General features: G+C 41.8%; 28 protein-coding genes, 1 tRNA gene and 1 pseudogene. 28 read left to right on the top strand and 2 right to left on the bottom strand.

The window, feature by feature from the left end; all coding sequences use genetic code 11:
- Positions 1 to 555 (bottom strand): annotated as a pseudogene (locus JO943_RS18405) (collagen-like protein); the annotation flags it as partial.
- A gap of 191 nt (positions 556 to 746) precedes the next feature.
- On the bottom strand, positions 747 to 1,457 hold the full coding sequence (locus JO943_RS18400; protein ID WP_202741511.1) for an XRE family transcriptional regulator: 711 nt from the start codon (positions 1,455 to 1,457) through the stop codon (positions 747 to 749).
- A gap of 122 nt (positions 1,458 to 1,579) precedes the next feature.
- Between JO943_RS18400 and JO943_RS18395 the strand changes: the two genes are divergently transcribed.
- The 28 genes from JO943_RS18395 (at position 1,580) to JO943_RS18260 (ending at position 17,299) form a co-directional block, all read left to right on the top strand.
- A complete protein-coding gene (locus JO943_RS18395) occupies positions 1,580 to 1,795 on the top strand; it encodes a helix-turn-helix domain-containing protein (protein ID WP_202741510.1) in 216 nt (71 codons plus the stop codon).
- A 71-nt stretch (positions 1,796 to 1,866) separates the two neighbouring features.
- Positions 1,867 to 2,799 carry a hypothetical protein gene (locus JO943_RS18390; RefSeq protein WP_202741509.1) on the top strand — a complete coding sequence of 311 codons (933 nt, stop codon included), beginning with the start codon at positions 1,867 to 1,869 and terminating at the stop codon, positions 2,797 to 2,799.
- Positions 2,799 to 3,638 (top strand): hypothetical protein, encoded by an 840-nt coding sequence (locus tag JO943_RS18385; RefSeq protein ID WP_202741508.1) that lies wholly within the window; start codon positions 2,799 to 2,801, stop codon positions 3,636 to 3,638. The genes JO943_RS18390 and JO943_RS18385 overlap by 1 nt, the downstream gene beginning before the upstream one ends.
- Positions 3,635 to 4,123, top strand: a complete 489-nt coding sequence (locus tag JO943_RS18380) for a hypothetical protein (RefSeq protein ID WP_202741507.1) — start codon at positions 3,635 to 3,637, stop codon at positions 4,121 to 4,123. Before JO943_RS18385 ends, JO943_RS18380 begins: the two co-directional genes overlap by 4 nt.
- Positions 4,120 to 4,551, top strand: coding sequence for a hypothetical protein (locus tag JO943_RS18375; RefSeq protein WP_202741506.1), 432 nt, complete (start codon positions 4,120 to 4,122; stop codon positions 4,549 to 4,551). The genes JO943_RS18380 and JO943_RS18375 overlap by 4 nt, the downstream gene beginning before the upstream one ends.
- The gene (locus JO943_RS18370) at positions 4,548 to 4,859 is read left to right on the top strand and encodes a hypothetical protein (RefSeq protein WP_202741505.1); all 312 of its coding nucleotides are present in this window, start codon (positions 4,548 to 4,550) and stop codon (positions 4,857 to 4,859) included. Before JO943_RS18375 ends, JO943_RS18370 begins: the two co-directional genes overlap by 4 nt.
- Complete coding sequence (locus JO943_RS18590) at positions 4,859 to 5,269, top strand: hypothetical protein (protein ID WP_227614515.1); 411 nt, start codon at positions 4,859 to 4,861, stop codon at positions 5,267 to 5,269. The genes JO943_RS18370 and JO943_RS18590 overlap by 1 nt, the downstream gene beginning before the upstream one ends.
- Before the next feature lie 99 nt (positions 5,270 to 5,368).
- Positions 5,369 to 5,593 (top strand): hypothetical protein, encoded by a 225-nt coding sequence (locus JO943_RS18360; RefSeq protein WP_202741504.1) that lies wholly within the window; start codon positions 5,369 to 5,371, stop codon positions 5,591 to 5,593.
- A complete protein-coding gene (locus JO943_RS18355; RefSeq protein ID WP_202741503.1) occupies positions 5,580 to 5,942 on the top strand; it encodes an HNH endonuclease in 363 nt (120 codons plus the stop codon). The genes JO943_RS18360 and JO943_RS18355 overlap by 14 nt, the downstream gene beginning before the upstream one ends.
- On the top strand, positions 5,942 to 6,238 hold the full coding sequence (locus tag JO943_RS18585) for a hypothetical protein (RefSeq protein WP_227614513.1): 297 nt from the start codon (positions 5,942 to 5,944) through the stop codon (positions 6,236 to 6,238). Before JO943_RS18355 ends, JO943_RS18585 begins: the two co-directional genes overlap by 1 nt.
- Before the next feature lie 93 nt (positions 6,239 to 6,331).
- The gene (locus JO943_RS18345) at positions 6,332 to 6,733 is read left to right on the top strand and encodes a hypothetical protein (RefSeq protein ID WP_202741502.1); all 402 of its coding nucleotides are present in this window, start codon (positions 6,332 to 6,334) and stop codon (positions 6,731 to 6,733) included.
- Positions 6,734 to 6,825: 92 nt separating this feature from the next.
- Complete coding sequence (locus tag JO943_RS18340) at positions 6,826 to 7,266, top strand: hypothetical protein (protein ID WP_202741501.1); 441 nt, start codon at positions 6,826 to 6,828, stop codon at positions 7,264 to 7,266.
- A gap of 94 nt (positions 7,267 to 7,360) precedes the next feature.
- Positions 7,361 to 7,930 (top strand): GIY-YIG nuclease family protein, encoded by a 570-nt coding sequence (locus JO943_RS18335; protein WP_202741500.1) that lies wholly within the window; start codon positions 7,361 to 7,363, stop codon positions 7,928 to 7,930.
- Positions 7,931 to 8,030: 100 nt separating this feature from the next.
- Positions 8,031 to 8,267, top strand: coding sequence for a hypothetical protein (locus tag JO943_RS18330; RefSeq protein WP_202741499.1), 237 nt, complete (start codon positions 8,031 to 8,033; stop codon positions 8,265 to 8,267).
- Between the two features lie 44 nt (positions 8,268 to 8,311).
- Positions 8,312 to 8,405 (top strand) — tRNA-Arg (locus JO943_RS18325).
- Between the two features lie 123 nt (positions 8,406 to 8,528).
- Positions 8,529 to 8,699: a hypothetical protein gene (locus tag JO943_RS18320; protein WP_202741498.1), complete on the top strand. Its 171-nt coding sequence runs from the start codon at positions 8,529 to 8,531 to the stop codon at positions 8,697 to 8,699.
- A complete protein-coding gene (locus JO943_RS18315; RefSeq protein WP_202741497.1) occupies positions 8,692 to 8,970 on the top strand; it encodes a DUF968 domain-containing protein in 279 nt (92 codons plus the stop codon). Before JO943_RS18320 ends, JO943_RS18315 begins: the two co-directional genes overlap by 8 nt.
- Before the next feature lie 30 nt (positions 8,971 to 9,000).
- Positions 9,001 to 9,162, top strand: coding sequence for a hypothetical protein (locus JO943_RS18310; RefSeq protein ID WP_202741496.1), 162 nt, complete (start codon positions 9,001 to 9,003; stop codon positions 9,160 to 9,162).
- 35 nt (positions 9,163 to 9,197) lie between these two features.
- Entirely contained in the window at positions 9,198 to 9,677 is a 480-nt protein-coding gene (locus tag JO943_RS18305) for a hypothetical protein (RefSeq protein ID WP_202741495.1), read from the top strand.
- Position 9,678: 1 nt separating this feature from the next.
- Complete coding sequence (locus JO943_RS18300) at positions 9,679 to 9,960, top strand: hypothetical protein (protein WP_202741494.1); 282 nt, start codon at positions 9,679 to 9,681, stop codon at positions 9,958 to 9,960.
- Positions 9,961 to 9,962: 2 nt separating this feature from the next.
- Positions 9,963 to 10,385 (top strand): terminase small subunit, encoded by a 423-nt coding sequence (locus tag JO943_RS18295; RefSeq protein ID WP_202741493.1) that lies wholly within the window; start codon positions 9,963 to 9,965, stop codon positions 10,383 to 10,385.
- Positions 10,360 to 11,640 carry a PBSX family phage terminase large subunit gene (locus JO943_RS18290; RefSeq protein ID WP_202741492.1) on the top strand — a complete coding sequence of 427 codons (1,281 nt, stop codon included), beginning with the start codon at positions 10,360 to 10,362 and terminating at the stop codon, positions 11,638 to 11,640. The genes JO943_RS18295 and JO943_RS18290 overlap by 26 nt, the downstream gene beginning before the upstream one ends.
- 25 nt (positions 11,641 to 11,665) lie before the next feature.
- Positions 11,666 to 13,717, top strand: coding sequence for a portal protein (locus JO943_RS18285; RefSeq protein ID WP_202741491.1), 2,052 nt, complete (start codon positions 11,666 to 11,668; stop codon positions 13,715 to 13,717).
- 11 nt (positions 13,718 to 13,728) lie between these two features.
- Positions 13,729 to 14,589 carry a hypothetical protein gene (locus JO943_RS18280; protein WP_202741490.1) on the top strand — a complete coding sequence of 287 codons (861 nt, stop codon included), beginning with the start codon at positions 13,729 to 13,731 and terminating at the stop codon, positions 14,587 to 14,589.
- An 11-nt stretch (positions 14,590 to 14,600) separates the two neighbouring features.
- A complete protein-coding gene (locus JO943_RS18275) occupies positions 14,601 to 15,857 on the top strand; it encodes a P22 phage major capsid protein family protein (RefSeq protein ID WP_202741489.1) in 1,257 nt (418 codons plus the stop codon).
- Between the two features lie 62 nt (positions 15,858 to 15,919).
- On the top strand, positions 15,920 to 16,366 hold the full coding sequence (locus JO943_RS18270; protein ID WP_202741488.1) for a hypothetical protein: 447 nt from the start codon (positions 15,920 to 15,922) through the stop codon (positions 16,364 to 16,366).
- Positions 16,367 to 16,368: 2 nt separating this feature from the next.
- Positions 16,369 to 16,851 carry a packaged DNA stabilization gp4 family protein gene (locus JO943_RS18265; protein WP_202741487.1) on the top strand — a complete coding sequence of 161 codons (483 nt, stop codon included), beginning with the start codon at positions 16,369 to 16,371 and terminating at the stop codon, positions 16,849 to 16,851.
- On the top strand, positions 16,844 to 17,299 hold the full coding sequence (locus JO943_RS18260) for a transcriptional regulator (protein ID WP_202741486.1): 456 nt from the start codon (positions 16,844 to 16,846) through the stop codon (positions 17,297 to 17,299). The genes JO943_RS18265 and JO943_RS18260 overlap by 8 nt, the downstream gene beginning before the upstream one ends.
- Position 17,300 lies beyond the last annotated feature (1 nt).

The raw sequence follows: 17,300 nt of genomic DNA, 5'->3' as shown, positions 1-17,300 counted from the left end.
TTCACCAGTAGCTGACGCTGCACCTTGATAACCAGTAGCTGACGCTGCACCACGATTACCAGTAGCTGACGCTGCACCATATTCACCAGTAGCTGACGCTGCACCTTGATAACCAGTAGCTGACGCTGCACCTTGATAACCAGTAGCTGACGCTGCACCACGATTACCAGTAGCTGACGCTGCACCTTGATAACCGGTTGTTTGACTGCCTTTCACATGTTTGGCATTGCTGAACGTGTAGTCGATTGCAAACTTAACTAGATCCGCAATACTGATTTCGAACTTTAGAGAGATTTCTCGGCTAGCAACTTTAGTATCACCGCCTTCTTCACGACTTAAGTCACCAGTTTGCTCAACAACTGCGTAACGACTTTGAGCAGGAGGGTAGTAACCAAATACATCTAATGGATGCTCACATGCATGGAAGCCTGAACCACAAGCTTTAACTTCACCTTCATGTTTATATGTCTTGCCGATTTCATATTGGAAACCACGACATTGAAGGTCTTTGTCAAACCCCTTGAAGGAAGTGATTGTTTTTTGATTTTGTGTCATACTTATCTCGCTCTTTGAGTAAAAGCACACTGGATTCTGACGGGTCTGTGTGCTTTTTTGCTTTCGATGAGATAAAATATAACTTAAGTTATAGATGTGGTCAATAACATAGAGAATAAAATTTATAATTTTTGTTATAACAGGGGTAATAAAAAAGGCGCTTAATGCGCCTTTAAGTAATATTTAATAATTTACATCGACCCGCCTTTCCAGCAGATGCGGCCTTCAATCTCAATATTCTCCTTAATATCATCCATTGAAAGCATGATATCAGGGTACTGCACCTTGTCTGGATTATCAGATCTTATAACCCAATGAGTCACCATATTGATTAATCTTTTTACAAAATATTGGCCATCAATACATAAGAAGTAAACCTTATTAGACTTCGGGGTTACATCATGCGGGTTGACCAAAAGCACCTGTCCATCCTCAATAAAAGGGAACATGCTATCACCCTTCGCATATATAACTCTTAGATCATCCTGGGCAGGTAGATTCTGCTCTCTAAGCCACTTACGGCTAAATACCAATCCACCTTTAACCTCAACACTATCAATAATTGAGCCAGATCCACATGATCCATAAATATCAAACTGGGGAACAAGTATGTATTCTTCTGGGCTAGGCTTTTCACCAGATTGCTCGCCACCAATAATGACAAAATCATCTAAGGTTCCAGACTGCTGTTTAACGTACTCATCTCCATAAATAAGGAAGTCAGCAGTCGTGTTCAAAGCTTTCGCAACCTGCCCAATATATTTGGAACTATCTGTACCATTGTTTTCTATTTTTGATATAGCAGCTTGAGAGACGGCAGCTTTTTTAGCTAATGCCGATTGCGACATGCCAAGTCTAACCCGAATCTCTCGAACTCGATCCCCACAAGTTAAAGCAGCCATAAGAATACTCATAACACAAAAATTACCTTAGTAATAATTTAACTGAAAACAAAATAACATGAGTAATTGACTTTGTACAACAAAGATTATAAATTATAACTTATGTTATGGAGATGGTTATTATGAACTGGGAATCCATCATTAATGAACTACTAGAAAAGATGACACAAAAAGAATTGGCTGAAATGGCTAACTGCTCTCAGCCTTTCATTTCTCTTTTGTCTCAAGGCAAACGGAAAGAAGTGAATTATTTGACGGGACAAAAACTTATATCTCTTTGCGTAATTCATGGAATTTCTACAACCCAAAATAAAGCCCCAGCTACGGCAAATAGCTAGGGCGGTCATTCACACAGGAGTTAGCTGTATGAACAAAGAAATACTAACACATCAAATTAGACAGGTGAAGCATGGCGGATTCTGTTCTCGATTATCGGGAGGATGGAATGTCTAAACTCCTGATCAATGAATCACCTTTGCAGGTTCAGCCATCCTTGGCGATGGCTATTGGACTTAATGAGGCGATTCTTCTTCAACAACTTCACTATTGGCTTGGCGCATCCAAGTACAAAAAGGATGATCGTATCTGGATTTACAACACATATCCAGAGTGGTTGTTGCAACTTAAATACATGTCCATTTCGACTTTAAAACGTACAATCAAATCGCTAAAAGAACAGCGTTTGATTCTTGTTGAACGCTTTGATAAGTCAAAATCAAATCAAGTTAATTACTATTCCATTGACTACGATATTTTGTCCATTGTTGAGGAAAACATTACTCAAGCTATTGATTCTATTGATAGGCTCAAAATGAACCAATCGAGTAGCTCAATTTGCACCAATGGAGTAGTTCAAAATGAGCCAATGGATAGGCTCAAAATGAACCAATCTCTACAAGAGAATACACAAGAGATTAAACAAGAGAATACTAATAAAAAAACCAATCCTAAAATCACGAAGTTTTCTTTGGAAGATGCTTGTTCTGTAGAACTACCAAATGGGGTTGACCGTTCACTCTGGTCAACATACATCGAAATGCGTCATTCAATGAAAAAAGCACCAACTCGGAAAGCAGTTGAATTATTGATCTCTGATTTAAACAAAATGGGTTCAAGTGCAACTGCAAACCAGTCAATTGAAAACTCAATCAAAAATTCTTGGATCGGCTTATTTAAACCGAGGGAAGCTGTTCAGTCTTATTCGAATGCCTATCAGTCGAAAGCAGCGCAACAAGCCCAAAACATGAAGAAGCATGATGATTTCTTTGCTCAGTATGGGGTTGGTTCAAATAACGAGATCGTTGATGTGTACCCAGATCAAACCTTGCTGGAGGTCAAGTAATGAATCAATTCACTTTGCAAGATGCAGCACGTCTGCTCAACAAAATGAAAGCATTCTACGGGAAAAGATATGCAGACCAATGGGGAGAGATTGACGCTCAGGAAATCGCAGCAGCTATGGTTGAGTGTTATCAGGGCTTAACCACAGAAGATTTCAAGCGTGGTGTAGCCAAGATGATGAAATCTACTTTCTGCCCAACAGTGCCAGAGTTCAGAGCATGGTGTGAGCCCAAAGCTGATGCATGGTTAGATGCGCATGAAGCTTGGGCCATTGCAAAGCAATCAGTTGAATATGGGACAGGTCGTGAATTAACTGTGATCTGGACGGAGCAAGCAGCTAAAGCATTTGAAAAGTGCGCTGATCTAGTTGCAACCGGGGACAAGTTCCAATTGGCTGAGGCAAAGAAAACCTTTGTTTCGATCTATGAGCGCCTGGTAACTGAGGCAAAGGACCAAGGATTAAAACCAGTCTACAACGTGAGCCTTGGTGTTGATCCGGATCAGCGTATCAGCGCAATCAAACAGGCCGAAGTAGCAGGGTTCTTATCTGGCCCAGAAACTCAATTACAGCTTGAGCATAAGCAAACCAAAGCAGAACAACTAGCAGAAGCCGAGCAATACAAATCAACTGCTCAAAAGGCCATTGCTGAGTTGCGCGAGAAACTAAAGCTCAAAGCGCCACTGAACAAAATGTCTGATGAGATCAAAGAGATTCAGCCTTGGGAACTCAAAGAGGATTCTGAGTACTGGCCTGATCCATTCGATCAAAAAGAACAATACATCGAAAACTTGAAAGCCGAAGGTAGAGCAGTACCAGTGGCGTTGAGAGGTGCAGCGTGAAACAAATCAAAAGAAAACTGTACGCAGAATGGGAAACTATTTCTAGCGCTGAATGGTTAGAAAACTTGGGCCGTGATCCGACAAATGAAGAAATGCTGCAAATCTTCGCTGGCTCTTTCTATCCACTTTTTCATGCAAACCGGGTAAGCCACAAACAAGTATGGAAGTTAAAAATCACGACTTATCTGGAGTGTGATGATGGTTGTACTTCAGAGTGCGAAATGGAATGGGAATTTGATAAGCCAATGTCCATGCATGAAGTTTTGAATGGTGCTAAGCACATCAAAATCAATCAAGGTGGCATTAAGACTCGTTGGACAGGCGTGACGAAGAACTGGATCAAAGAGCTTGATGCAGATTATGACGAAACGTGGAAGGCAGTTAAAGCGGTAGCACGCGCTGAATGCACAGCAATGGTCAAACAGCTAAACGGTGCTGCACAACTACTTAACAGTTTGATTGGACATCTGGAGAAAGTGGCATGAATGAATCAATTTCACCAAATATGTACATCAAGCCGGATTACGGCATGCAAGTAGAGCAATGGCTTGCAAAGGGCAATCAGATCAAAACGCTGAGTAATGGTGTAAGTACGCACAATAAAACATTTAACAACAGGCCTAAAAAGGTGGTTTCTGAGAGTCAATGTGATGGACAGGCTGCAAGACGATTAAAGGAGCAGGAAAACAAAGCATCTACTGGTGACGTTCGTGCTCTTGGTAAATGGGTTAAGGCAAGAATAGGACGATCCAAAGAACTATCAAAACTGTTAGGTCATGCGAATGGGTACATTTCACAAATACAGACATTTACCAAATCTTGCTCAAAAGAAAAGATGGTATTGATCAAAGAAAAAATGAAAGAGATTGAAGCGCGGGAAAACGTGACCAAGCATGACGGAGAAGGGCGATGAGCGCGATCTACACCGAAGAAGATGTACTAAGCATCATTGCTGAAGGCGAAATGGATGCAAATGACTTGCTTAATTCCATAGACCCGAAATTTGCTAGACGCTTCAAACGCCTGAATACAGACCTATCAAAGTTAATGGATGAGGTGCGCAGGACATTCCCGGACGCAAATTATTATGTTGAAGACGATCAAATGTTATTGCTATTGGGAGATAGTCATGCTGATGGGTACGGTCAGGCATCACAGCAGCAATTGGTAGCAGTGGATAGCGAGGCTTTGAGAGGACAAATATCTGGAGGTGGTTGGTGATGCAAGCGATCCAATTCATAAAAGACCACGGTGTTGATAGAGCACGGGACGTGGTGAAGGGGGCGCCGAAAGGGGCTCAGTATTACCGCGACATGGATAGTATCTGTCACCCGAACGAAGTTTTGTATTACGCATGGTTTGGTTGTGCCTTGCTTGTCATTGATGAGCATGAGGGATGGGTAAAGTCAATTTACCACAATGGCGCTGAATACATTGAAGATCAATTGGCTGATCTAAAGGAACTCAAGCGCCTCGTTGAGAGCGTGGATTTGGTTGAGTCATGGGGTGGCATTGAAGCAGTAAAGCGCTATGACTTAGAGCCATGTAAGAACAAACCTGAATCAGCTGGATATAGATTGATTCAGGCCATCGCAGACTACGAGACAATCTATTTGGGAGAGGAACAGTGAGCGACTGGGATCAAAAGGCAATTGTTTTCACAATGCTGTTCTATGTATTTGCATGCATAGGCGGACTCATTTATGGATTGTTTTTCTTTGGAGGTGGGCATGTTTAAGGTCGGGGATTTGATAGTTAGAAAGCAAAAATATGCTTTTAGTTGTGTAGTTAAGATTAAAGAAATTCGTGAGCACTCTAAAAATGTATTTATTGATTATGAGGATGCCAAAGGAAAAGGATGGGGAGACTTACTTAAATATTTCCGTCACGCCACACCAGAAGAAATCAAATTAGGCCACAGAGTTGAGCAGGTGAATAACAATGAAACTAACTAAGACTCAACGCGAAGAACTCAAGCAAAAATATGATGGTCGATGCTCTTACTGTGGTGATGAACTGACCGATAAATGGCATGCAGATCATCTTGAGGCTGTAGTGCGTGATCTAGTCACAGGTAAGCCAGAGAAACCTGAGAATGATGTGTATGAGAACTTGATGCCAGCATGCACAGCTTGCAACCACAACAAGCGTTCAATGTCTTTAGAGTCATGGCGCGATCTATTGGCTCACTATCGTGATGTACAGGTACCGCGTGATTGCTCTCAGATTCGTCACTTGATGCGGTTCGGATTAGTGGAATTTATTAAAAAACCAGTGGTCTTTTATTTTGAGCAGGTGAAGTGATGAGAAGTGAATTTGAGAAAAAGCTCAAATGCAAAGAGTTGCTTTCTGAGCTCACTTTCTGTGAAGAAACCGAGAGTTATGTTGGCGATATTCTTCCAACAAATCTAGCAACTATTAACGGTGCTTATTGGGCGTGGGAGAAACGCCAGACAGAGGTGGATGAGCTGCAAAAACGGATAAATGCTGCACTTGATCAAGTTGAGTACTTTAAGTCTCACTTGGATTCAGAACAAAAGGGCTTCGCAGCACTGATATTGAAAGAGTTAGAGCAAGCGCTCAAGGGTGAAAACAAATGAAGAACAGTGAATCGGTATTTTACATTTGCGTTACTCTTTTGATGCTTGCTTGGTGGTTTAAGGAGCCTATTGCTAAATGGATTGGAGGCTAAAATGACCACATTCAAAGAGGCTCAAAGAAGTAGATCAAAACCTGTGGCGCGTTCAAGCGTGTCACGGAAGTTTGGCAAGACAGTCAGCAAGGGTGAAGCTCTATTAGAGAATCACCTCAATGCTCTAAAGATCCCTTTTACTAAAGAGTATCGGTTTCATCCAGAACGGAGATGGTTAGCGGATTTCAGAATTGATGACATGCCGATCTTGGTTGAAGTCGAAGGCGGAGTATTCAGCAATGGCCGGCACACCAGAGGTGAAGGCTACACAAAAGACTGCGAGAAGTATTCAGCAGCAGCGGTGAACGGTTGGTTTGTGATTCGTGGCACTACAGCACAGATCAAAGAAGGATTAGTTATCCAATGGATTGAGAAGCTTATTGAACGGTTGAGAGGTGGGTGATGGGTGATATTGGGTTTTGGTTATTCGCCTGCGTGGCAGTGGTTTGTTACACAATTCTAAAAATGAACGGTATTGAAATTTGAGGTGACGGTATGAATGCGGCAGTAAACACAAAAGTTATGGATTGGACAAAATATACAATTGACGGATGGCTAGAGCAGTTCGGCGCTTGGTGTGAAACTGTGCGCATGAAAGGTGGTGATTTACCTGATGGTCTGCATATCAATCAAATCTACTGGTTGATGCGTGAAGCAGGTAAGGAAATGCCAAAAGGAAAATCATTTATCCGTTGCGAGATTAGTGATTATGAAGCTGATCATATCGAGGCTTTACTACGGAGTATTTGGAAATCAGAAAAAGTAGATTATCAGGCGAAATATGCATTGATGTGCTTGGTGAAGCATAAGGTTGAAAATCGCTCATTGAGTGCTGTTGCAGATATTACAAACCAGTCTAAAGCACAGGTAAATATTATGGTTGGGAATGCGAGGTTTTTTCTACATGCACACGATAAAAGATTAAGAATATCATAAGTTTATTTGTGTTTATGGTATAATATTTAAGCAAGCCATATAGGTGCTACCAACACCTAAATGGCTCTAATCAAATTGAAATTGAGGCTCCAAAATGACTGTGCGCAATAATACTTGCGTAGCCACAGCTATGCAACGTCGTCACCAAAATTTTATGAAACTTCTCGAATTGACCTATGAGGATTTTGATTATGATTTCTCAAGGGTAGTTTTTGACAAGGATGTCGATTCAACTGTTGAGATCAAATGTCCTAAACATGGTTGGGTGAGAACAAGGGCTAAAAAGTTACTCGCGGGCAGAGGTTGTATTGCCTGTAATGAGGCAAGCCTTATGGATCAAGGTGCAATGATTTATATCATTCACTGTTACGATAGAGAAGAAGATTTCTACAAGATAGGAATAACAACAAAGTCAATTGAGGCAAGATATCCAGATAGAAGTAAACTTCCATATGATTTTGAGATACTCAGCTTGCAAAATGGCGATCGAAAGAAACTCTATAGATTTGAAAGTATTTTGAAGCGTCTACTGAATAAATACAGATATACGCCAAAGAAAGATTTTCTAGGTCGTACCGAGTGTTTTAGCAATATCGATTTAATTAGGCAAAAATTTCAGATATTTGATGCGTTTGGTGTTGACTCGTTTAAACGCGCGGTATAATATTTCTGTTATAGTGGACGAAGTTATGGTAATCCACTAAGTATTTAAAAGCCCATCGAAAGGTGGGCTTTTTTGTTGTCTATAGAAAAGTGAGAAGAAAATGACAGTCTACGAAGATAGCGGTTTTAATATCATTGAAGAGGGTGGTGCTTTGCCAGAAAAAGCGCAAGACTTTAAAAACTGGTACGAAGAAAACATGGGTTATGCACATATTGATCCAGAGTTAAATGCTGTTCTTATTCCGCCATTTGATTACAACGTTGATGAAGATGAGTTTTTGCATGTTGATCTTGACAAAGCTTATATGGTCTGGAAAGGCGCAAAAGAAAGTCAATAAGTAAAGTTTCCTCTTTATACCCTGCTTCGGTGGGGCTTTTTTATGCGCCCTTAGCTTAATTGGATAAAGCAACAGACTTCTAATCTGTCAGATCATCGTAGGTCAAGAGTGTAGGTTCGAGTCCTACAGGGCGTGCCATTTAATTCAGAGAAGTGAATAGCATGCAGCACCAGAGCATAGTTAAAGGTTATCTATGCTCAGTGTATAAACCTTGTTGAACCGCATCAGTTCACTTCATCTAAGTTAAAAACAGGATTGTATATGGACACAATCGAAGCGAAGAAGAATCTAAATGCACTGTGCAATGAAATCGAAAAGCTACAAAGCCTTTCACGCGGCTTGATGACTGAAAAAGAAATGTTGGCCATTGATGCCAAGATTCAACGTCATAAGCAGCAAGTAAGAAATATCAGAAGTAATCTTCATGCGTGATGCAAATCGATTAGCAGCAATTAGAAAGCTGCCATGCATTAGGTGTGGTGCAAGGCCTTCACAAGCGGCTCACTCAAACTTCGGTGAACATGGCAAAGGCAAGGGAATCAAAGCAGATGATAAATACACAATTCCGTTGTGCCATGTTTGTCATCGTTGGTTTGATGGGTACTTTCAGTTGACTAGAGAGCAATCTAAAGAATGGTTCGCAAAGATGCTAGAAAAGACTGAGCGGATGTTGAATCTTAAAGATCAGGATGAGTTTTTTTGATATAATTTCTCAAATAGCAGGAGTAATTATATGAATCTTGAAGAAGCAAAAAATAATGCTCCTGATGGGGCGACATATTTTGATGGTCAGTTTTATTACATGTTTGGAGCATATGGTTATTGGTATATTTACCGTGACCAATGGCGCCAACATTCAAAAGAAAAGCCAAGTAATGCAAAGAAATTAAATTAAGCCACCCTCGGGTGGTTTTTTATTGCGAGGTTGAAATGCAAATTACTATACGCAACCACGCCGATATCGCACCTGTTACAAACCATTTGAATAAGAATCACGCTCAAGCTGCATTAGAAGGCAGGCCACTTGTAGTGACAATCAAACCTTTTGAGAAAGATCGATCTAAGGCGCAGAATCGATTGTACTGGCTCTGGATGGCGCAATGGGCTAAACACCTAGGCACAGATAAAGATTCTGAGCATCTCTACTTTAAAAAGAAATTCTTAGCTCGAATCTATGATCGTGATGATGTTGGGCAGTATAGGTCAACCTTTGCCGCAGTTAGAAAACTCAAAGAAGAGCAGCACTCAATGTATCAGCAAGTCGCTGATGGGTTGAATGAACTGATTAGCACAACAGATGCATCAATTTCTCAATTCACTGAATACTTAAACGACATACATGCATTTTGCTTAAAGCAAGGGTGTTACCTAGAAACGCCTGATGATTTGATGTATGTAATGGAGAAATAACATGACAAACACAACTTTAGAATTAGGAATTATTCCAAAAGGCACCATGGTCAAAATTAATGGGATGCCATTCATTCTGCAAGACGATGTACCAGTGGCGGCTGATCAAGAGATTGTTGACCTTGCCATCAAAAACCAAACTGATTTTTATAACGGTGTTGGTGTTGTTGGTTGGGGGCGAGAAGATTGTCTGCGCGAACTCAAAACAGGTAACTGTCAGATTCATGGTGAAAATGACGGCATTAATGGCAATTTAGAATGCAAAGCAAGTAAACCGAGATAACTATGCAAGAACAAATCAAAGGCGCAGAACCTTTAAAGAACGAGCGTCATGAGAAGTTCTGCCAAGAATTATTAGCAAGTCCCGAGTTTAGTATCAAAGAGGCTGGTGAAGCAGCAGGTTATAAGCATCGTCAAAACTCATGGGATGCATACAAACTACCTCAAGTTCAAGAGCGTATTAAATATCTCAAATCAATGCGCATGGCTGAGCTTGGGATTGACCAATATTTTGTTGCTAAAAACCTCAAAGATATTGCTAAAAAAGCCCTAGAGGAGGGTGAGTATTCGCCCGCAATCAAAGCAAATGAGTTGCTGGGTAAACACATGGGTATGTTTAGCGACAAGGTTGAGCATAAGCATAGTGGTTCAGTTGATTTAAGTTTAAAGGTGGTATTCGAAGATGAAGGAGAAACGAGTACCAAGTAAGTTTAAGCCACTCTATACACACCTTACCAACAACAAACTGTTCTATGTTTATCATGGTGGTCGTGGTGGTGGTAAATCATGGGAAATTGCTGATTATCTACTGATTGAAGGCGCACAGAGAAAGCATCGTATTCTTTGTTGTCGTGAAATTCAGAAATCAATCAAACAGTCAGTGCATAAGCTCTTATCTGATCGCATTGTATCGCTCGGGCTAGAAGGTTTTTATCAAATTCTGGACACTGAGATACGCGGTGCCAATGGCACAGAGTTTTCCTTCTCTGGCCTGCAAAACCACACTGTTGATTCTGTCAAATCATTTGAGGGTGCCACAATCACCTGGATTGAAGAAGCTCAAACTGTTAGTGGTTATTCACTTAAGATTCTTATTCCGACAGTTGTTCGTACTCCAAACTGCATGATCATCATGTCAATGAACCCTAAACTGCCAAGTGATGCGGTTTATGCTGATTATGTGACTGTAGATCGTGATGACACAGTGGTGGTGCAGATCAACTACGTGGATAACAAGCATTGTCCAGATGACCTGATAAAGCTTGCAGAACAAATGCGAGATAGTGATTACGATGAGTATGAGCATATCTACTTGGGTAGACCTAAAGAAATTGCTGATGGAGCTATCTACAAGTCTGAGTTTGAGCAGATCAAAAGAGAAAACAGGATTTGCAAAGTTCCGCATGATCCTAATCTGCCCGTTTACACGTCGTGGGACTTAGGGATTCTAGACCCTACAGCTATTTGGTTCTTTCAGATATTTGGTAAAGAAGTGCGCGTGATTGATTACTACGAAGCTAATAATGAGCCTTTATCTCATTACGCACGTGTTTTGGATGAGAAGAAACAACAGTTTGGTTATAACTATGGCAAGCACTTTGCACCACACGATATTGCCGCACGTGATCTATCAAGTGGGGTGAGCCGTGAGGAAACAATGGCCAAGTTGGGTTATCTCATGACTAAAGGTGCAAGACTTGGTGTTGAAGACCGTATTGAAGCAACACGCCAGATGCTTAAAAACGCATGGTTTGACGCGGATAAGTGTAAACATGGTATCAGAGCACTACAGAACTATCGTCGTGAGTTTAACGACAAGCTAGAGCAATTTAAGGCTACTCCAGTGCATGACTGGGCATCACATGGTTCTGATGCGTTTGGTGAAGGCGCGTTAAACATTAACAAAATGTGCGAACCGGTTAAGACAAAAGTCCAAGTACTCCCTACAGCACACTGCTGGTAAAAATTCAATTAAGTGAGGTCAAGTTGTGGCTAAAGAACAACAACTTGCGATTCTTCACGCCCGTGCAAAAAAGCAATTCGACACTATTCAAAGCGCTGTTAAAGATGAACGTCAACAGTGTTTAGAGGATCGTCGTTTCTATTCGATTGCTGGCGCCCAATGGGAAGGCCAATTGGGTGAGCAGTTCGCAAACAAACCAAAATTTGAAGTCAACAAAATCCACTTGGCTGTCATTCGTATTATCAACGAGTATCGCAACAACCGGATCACAGTAGATTTCGTCTCTAAAGATGGATCTAAGAACGATGATTTAGCTGATACCTGCGATGGCTTGTATCGGGCTGATGAGCAGGACTCAGGAGCAGAAGAAGCCTATGACAATGCCTTCGAGGAAGCTGTTGGTGGAGGCTTTGGTGCATTTAGATTACGTGCTTGCGAGGAAGATGAAGAAGACGAAGAAAATGAGCGTCAACGCATTCGTATTGAGCCAATCTTTGATGCAGACTCATGTGTGTTCTTTGATTTAGATGCCAAGCGTCAGGACAAGGCCGATGCTAAGTTTTGTTTTGTGCTGTCGTCAATGACGCATGATCGCTATGAGGAAGAATACAAGGAAAGCCCAACTTCATGGGACAAGGATATTCGAAATGATGAGTTTGACTGGAGCACGCCTGACATTGTTTATGTCGCTGAATACTACACAGTAGAGAAGGTCAAAGAGAAACAGCATATCTTCCAGCTGATTGATGGCACAGAAGAACGTCACACAGAAGATGAGCTAGAAAAAGATCCTTCTATCCGTGAAAAACTGGATGCTACAGGTGCTCAAGAGCTGCGAGTCAAGACGATTGAGCGTTGCAAAGTGCGTAAGTACATCATGAGCGGCTCAAGGATTTTAGAGGATTGTGGATATATCGCAGGTCGATACATTCCAATTGTTCCAGTCTATGGTAAGCGCTGGTTTATCGACAATGTCGAACGCTGTATGGGCCATGTGCGCCTATGTAAGGATGCTCAGCGGCTCAAGAACATGCAGTTAAGCCGATTAGGTGAAATCGCAGCGCTATCTGCTATTGAAAAGCCGATCATGGATCCTGAACAGATTGCTGGCTACGAAAATATGTGGGCAGAGGATAACGTTAAAAACTATCCATATCTTCTTGCAAATGCGTTGAGAGACCCGCAAGGAAATATTGTTGCACAAGGGCCAACTTCTTATACAAAGCCACCTCAAGTTCCACCTGCATTAGTCGCCATGACTCAGATTGTCGATGTAGACATTAAAGAGATTCTAGGCAACCAAGAACAGGGTGAAAAGATCAATGCCAATGTGAGTGCAGAGGCGATTGATTTGGTGCAAGGACAGCTTGGCATGCAGTCATACATTTATGTAGACAACATGGCTAAGGCAATTAAGCGCAGTGGCACGATTTGGCTATCTATGGCCAAAGAGCTTTATGTTGAAGAAGGTCGTCGTATGAAGACGATTGGCAAGCAGGATGAAGTTGATAGTGCTGAATTATCGCGTCCAATTGTCGGTGAGTCTGGACTTGAATATGAGAACGACTTAACTAAAGCATCATTCGATGTGGGCGTTGATGTTGGACCAACTTCTTCAAGCAAGAAATCTGCCATTGTCCGGTCAATGCAAGCCTTACTTCCATACACCACTGATCCTCAAGACCTGAAAATCCTTCTAGCCATGATCTACATGAATATGGAAGGCGAAGGCATTAAGGACTTCCGCAACTATTACCGCAAGTACCTGGTGCAAGCTGGGGTTGTAGAACCTACGGATGAAGAACAACAGGAAATGATTGCTGCAGCGCAGAATCAGCCACCTGATCCAAACACTCAATATTTAGAAGCAGCAGCAGAAGAGGCTTCTGCTAAAGCTCAGAAAGCAAAAGCAGACACCGTCAAAGTGATTGCAGATGCAGAGAAAACCCGCGCTGAGACTGCAGCTACGTTAGCCAAAATGGATCGAGATGATCAATTGGCTACGTTTGATATGGTCCAGCAAATAAACCAAGCAACACAACAAAACATGGCGTCCGCTCAGCCTATGAATGAGTGAGGGAGTTACAAATGTCTGAACAAGAGCAAGATCAATTCGAAGCTGAAGAACTTCAAACAGAAACGCAGGAACAGGAAGAACATCGAGATGATGAGCAGCCTGATACTGAAGAAACTGAAACAGAAGAGTTCTTCATTGGGATTGAGGGTGAAGATCCACAACCTCAAGATGATCCGTTTCGAGGAGAGCCAGCACCTGAGTGGGTGAAGACTTTACGGAAACAAGATCGTGAGAATCAGAAGCGAATTAAAGAGCTTGAGGCTGAATTATCTGTACATCGTAAACCACAGGAAATTGAATTAGGCGAGAAGCCTACTTTAGATAGCGTTGGTTATGACACAGATGAGTATGAGCGCCAAGTAACAGATTGGTATGCAAAGAAAGCACAATTCGATCAACAAGAACAGGCCAAAAAGGCTGAGCAGGAAAAAGCACAACAGCTTTGGCAAGAGCGTTTGAATGGCTATGAGACCAAGAAGGCAGCCATTAGAACCAAAGTTGCTGACTACGATGTTGCTGAAGAAATAGCGCGAGATGCGTTAAATCAAACTCAGCAGGGCATCTTAATCCATGGTGCTGACAATCCTGAATTGCTGATCTATCACTTGGGCAAACATCCTGAAAAAGCCAAGGAGCTTGCAGGAATAACAGACCCAATTCAATTCGCATTCAAAGTAGCAAAAATCGATGCTCAACTGAAAGTTCAGACACGAAAACCACAAACATCACCTGAGAAAAAAGTATCGGGTTCTGGGTCATTGGCAGGAACAACAGATACGACTCTGGATAAATTGCGTGCAGATGCCGAGAGAACAGGCGACTACACAAAAGTTAACGAATACAAGCGAAAGCTTAGAAATCAAAAATCTTAAGGATAAAACTTATGGCAAATGCTTTTAGTAAAGAAGAACGCTTAGCTTGGGAACAGATGGTTGAGGGGTTCCAAGATGCATTGGTGATGTCTAAATTGGTTAATCGTTATCGTATGAGTGATCAAGAAGCGGAACGATCTAACAACACAATTTGGCGCCCAAAACCATACATTGCAACATCTTATGATGGTATGGATCAAACCGCCAACTTCAAGGAAAAAACTCAATTAACTGTTCCTGCGACAATTGGCTTCAAGAAGTCATCACCATTCGTAATGGATGCACAGGAATTACGTGATGCTCTTCAAGAAGACCGCTTAGGTGAGGCAGCTAAACAAAAACTAGCATCAGATGTGAATTTAGCCGTTTCTCGGGTTGCGGCCTTGCAAGGTACATTGGTGGTTAAACGCACAAGTGCAGCAAGTGGTTTTGATGATGTTGCTTTGGCTGATGCCATTATGAATGAACGCGGTATTGAGATGAATAACCGCCGAATTGCGTTATCAACACGCGATTACAACTCAATGGCAGGTGATTTAGCAAAACGACAAACCGTTCAAGGTAAAGTTCAAACAGCTTATGACAAAGCCTATATTGGCGATGTGGCTGGCTTCGATGCATATAAATTAGATTATGCTCAGCGACTTGGCGCAGCTACAGCAACAGGTGTAACAATTAGCGCAGCTAATCAATATTACACGCCTCGCGCTACATCAACTGCAGGCACAGGCGAAGTTAGTAATGTGGATTCTCGCGTTCAAACACTTACAGTTGCTGTTACTAGTGGTGCTCTCAAAGAAGGTGATGCATTTACAATTACTGGTGTTGAATCTGTTCACAACATCACGAAAGACCCTACAGGTCAACCAATGACTTTCCGTGTTGTTAAGGTAAATAGCGCAACTTCGATTGATGTATGGCCCCCTATTATCTCAGGGCAAGGTGGTACCGAAGCAGAGCTACAGTACAAGAATGTGAGTGCTACACCAGCAAATGGTGCTGTTATCACTTTACTAAATACTGCAACTGCTTATGCAAACCCTTTCTGGCATCGTGATGCCATTGAGTTGATCCCAGCTCGCTATGCTGTTCCAACAGATGCTGGTGCTGGTGTGTTGCGAGCAACTACTGAAAATGGTTTGGAGTTAGTTTTCCAGAAGCAATATGACATTAAAACCATGAAGACTCTTTTCCGATTGGATGTAATGTTTGGTGTTGCAATGGTGAACCCTGAAATGGCTGGAATCATGTTATTCAACCAAACCTAACCTAGATCTTATGACGACAAATGCCCGCTTATTGCGGGCGTCGTCATTTTTGGAGCATAGAAATGTCAGATGAATACCCAAAGGCTTTATACACTGGCAACACGAACCAGTATGAAGTATCGATTGCTAATGATAGCGAACATGAACAAGAGTTGCGTGAACAAGGATATGTCAATTACTCAGAATTAAAAGAACCCGAGGTGATTGTCATTGGCAAAGCAAGTGGTTCAGGTGTTTCAAGTAGTGAATTAACCAAGGTGAAGCAAGAACTACTCGAAGCTCTGAACAAAATTGAGCAGAAGGATGAAGAAATTCTTGATCTTAAAGCAACACACATCGCTGAAACAAACGAACTGCGCAAACAAGTCCGCTTTTTAGAACTTGGTAATTTAGCTGCAGGTGATCTCCAAAAGATTCTCGAAGATAAACAGGTCAAGTACGGAGCGCGCGATAGCAAAGATGAGCTAGTAAAGCTTGTTTTTGAAGCTGAATATCCCCAAGAGGTGTAGCCATGTCATGGACTAAGCGGCAAATCATTGATCAAGCACATGAAGAAATCGGTCTTGCGGCAACGTCCTTTGATTTGCAACCTGATCAGTACGAAAGTGCCAGACGCAAGCTGGATACCATGGTTGCAGGCTGGTCTTCAAAGAATATTCAGATTGGCTATCCGCTACCAAGTGAAGCCAATAGCAGCGACTTAGATCAGGAAACCAATGTGCCTGATTATGCCTACGAGGCGCTATACCTAAATCTGGCAATCAGAATCGCACCGGCATTTGGCAAGACGGTTTCACCCGATACCAAACAACAAGCTGATTCAGCTTATAGAAATGTACTGAGAATGGCCCTTAATAATCCACCGCAGATGAAATATAGCTGTTCATTACCAAGTGGTGCCGGGCATAAAAACTCATGCAACAAGTACATCGTAAACAAACAAGATAACAAGGTCCTAACACCTAAACAAAGCTTGGAGTTCTTCAATGAGTAGTAGATTAAACCAGACTGATGCTTTGGATGGTGGTGATCAGTTTGTTATTTATAAAGGCAATTGCACTGATTTTAGAGCATTACCACAGGATATTCTACTGGAATGGATTAAAGAAAACTTTCCATCTAATGGAGCGGATTGCAAACCATTTGTTCAGCGTTTCAACCCAAGCGCCAATTTCACCATTGAAGTAGACAATAAGCCAGAAGGTACATATTTGCTTTTAAACCCAAGTTCAGCAATTACCAGTGGAACAATTGTGCTACCTAATGGCTCAGAGGTTATCGACCAGCAAACAATTCTATTTTCATCTTCTCGTCAGATCAATAATTTGACTATCAATGGGAATGGTTCAGCTGTAGTTGGCGCACCAAATGCAATTGCTGCCACTGCTCATTTCAAGCTTCAGTATGACAAGCTTTCTGGCACATGGAATAAAGTGGGGTAAA

The sequence above is a fragment of the Acinetobacter sp. 'aerobic (ED)' genome (genome assembly GCF_904886855.1).
Classification (GTDB): Bacteria; Pseudomonadota; Gammaproteobacteria; order Pseudomonadales; family Moraxellaceae; genus Acinetobacter; species Acinetobacter courvalinii.
The sequence above is the reverse complement of the archived record's forward strand: the minus strand, read 5'-3'. Positions and strand labels throughout refer to the sequence as shown.

Bases quoted from the DNA above. Each gene is read 5' to 3' on its own strand.
- JO943_RS18275 (WP_202741489.1), top strand. From the start codon at position 14,601: ATGGCAAATGCTTTTAGTAAAGAAGAACGCTTAGCTTGGGAACAGATG.
- JO943_RS18265 (WP_202741487.1), top strand. From the start codon at position 16,369: ATGTCATGGACTAAGCGGCAAATCATTGATCAAGCACATGAAGAAATC.
- JO943_RS18375 (WP_202741506.1), top strand. From the start codon at position 4,120: ATGAATGAATCAATTTCACCAAATATGTACATCAAGCCGGATTACGGC.
- JO943_RS18295 (WP_202741493.1), top strand. From the start codon at position 9,963: ATGCAAGAACAAATCAAAGGCGCAGAACCTTTAAAGAACGAGCGTCAT.
- JO943_RS18310 (WP_202741496.1), top strand. From the start codon at position 9,001: ATGAATCTTGAAGAAGCAAAAAATAATGCTCCTGATGGGGCGACATAT.
- JO943_RS18385 (WP_202741508.1), top strand. From the start codon at position 2,799: ATGAATCAATTCACTTTGCAAGATGCAGCACGTCTGCTCAACAAAATG.
- JO943_RS18340 (WP_202741501.1), top strand. From the start codon at position 6,826: ATGAATGCGGCAGTAAACACAAAAGTTATGGATTGGACAAAATATACA.
- JO943_RS18320 (WP_202741498.1), top strand. From the start codon at position 8,529: ATGGACACAATCGAAGCGAAGAAGAATCTAAATGCACTGTGCAATGAA.
- JO943_RS18360 (WP_202741504.1), top strand. From the start codon at position 5,369: ATGTTTAAGGTCGGGGATTTGATAGTTAGAAAGCAAAAATATGCTTTT.
- JO943_RS18315 (WP_202741497.1), top strand. From the start codon at position 8,692: ATGCGTGATGCAAATCGATTAGCAGCAATTAGAAAGCTGCCATGCATT.
- JO943_RS18280 (WP_202741490.1), top strand. From the start codon at position 13,729: ATGTCTGAACAAGAGCAAGATCAATTCGAAGCTGAAGAACTTCAAACA.
- JO943_RS18345 (WP_202741502.1), top strand. From the start codon at position 6,332: ATGACCACATTCAAAGAGGCTCAAAGAAGTAGATCAAAACCTGTGGCG.
- JO943_RS18260 (WP_202741486.1), top strand. From the start codon at position 16,844: ATGAGTAGTAGATTAAACCAGACTGATGCTTTGGATGGTGGTGATCAG.
- JO943_RS18585 (WP_227614513.1), top strand. From the start codon at position 5,942: ATGAGAAGTGAATTTGAGAAAAAGCTCAAATGCAAAGAGTTGCTTTCT.
- JO943_RS18300 (WP_202741494.1), top strand. From the start codon at position 9,679: ATGACAAACACAACTTTAGAATTAGGAATTATTCCAAAAGGCACCATG.
- JO943_RS18400 (WP_202741511.1), bottom strand. From the start codon at position 1,457: ATGGCTGCTTTAACTTGTGGGGATCGAGTTCGAGAGATTCGGGTTAGA.
- JO943_RS18355 (WP_202741503.1), top strand. From the start codon at position 5,580: ATGAAACTAACTAAGACTCAACGCGAAGAACTCAAGCAAAAATATGAT.
- JO943_RS18590 (WP_227614515.1), top strand. From the start codon at position 4,859: ATGCAAGCGATCCAATTCATAAAAGACCACGGTGTTGATAGAGCACGG.
- JO943_RS18290 (WP_202741492.1), top strand. From the start codon at position 10,360: ATGAAGGAGAAACGAGTACCAAGTAAGTTTAAGCCACTCTATACACAC.
- JO943_RS18390 (WP_202741509.1), top strand. From the start codon at position 1,867: ATGGCGGATTCTGTTCTCGATTATCGGGAGGATGGAATGTCTAAACTC.
- JO943_RS18370 (WP_202741505.1), top strand. From the start codon at position 4,548: ATGAGCGCGATCTACACCGAAGAAGATGTACTAAGCATCATTGCTGAA.
- JO943_RS18330 (WP_202741499.1), top strand. From the start codon at position 8,031: ATGACAGTCTACGAAGATAGCGGTTTTAATATCATTGAAGAGGGTGGT.
- JO943_RS18270 (WP_202741488.1), top strand. From the start codon at position 15,920: ATGTCAGATGAATACCCAAAGGCTTTATACACTGGCAACACGAACCAG.
- JO943_RS18395 (WP_202741510.1), top strand. From the start codon at position 1,580: ATGAACTGGGAATCCATCATTAATGAACTACTAGAAAAGATGACACAA.
- JO943_RS18335 (WP_202741500.1), top strand. From the start codon at position 7,361: ATGACTGTGCGCAATAATACTTGCGTAGCCACAGCTATGCAACGTCGT.
- JO943_RS18305 (WP_202741495.1), top strand. From the start codon at position 9,198: ATGCAAATTACTATACGCAACCACGCCGATATCGCACCTGTTACAAAC.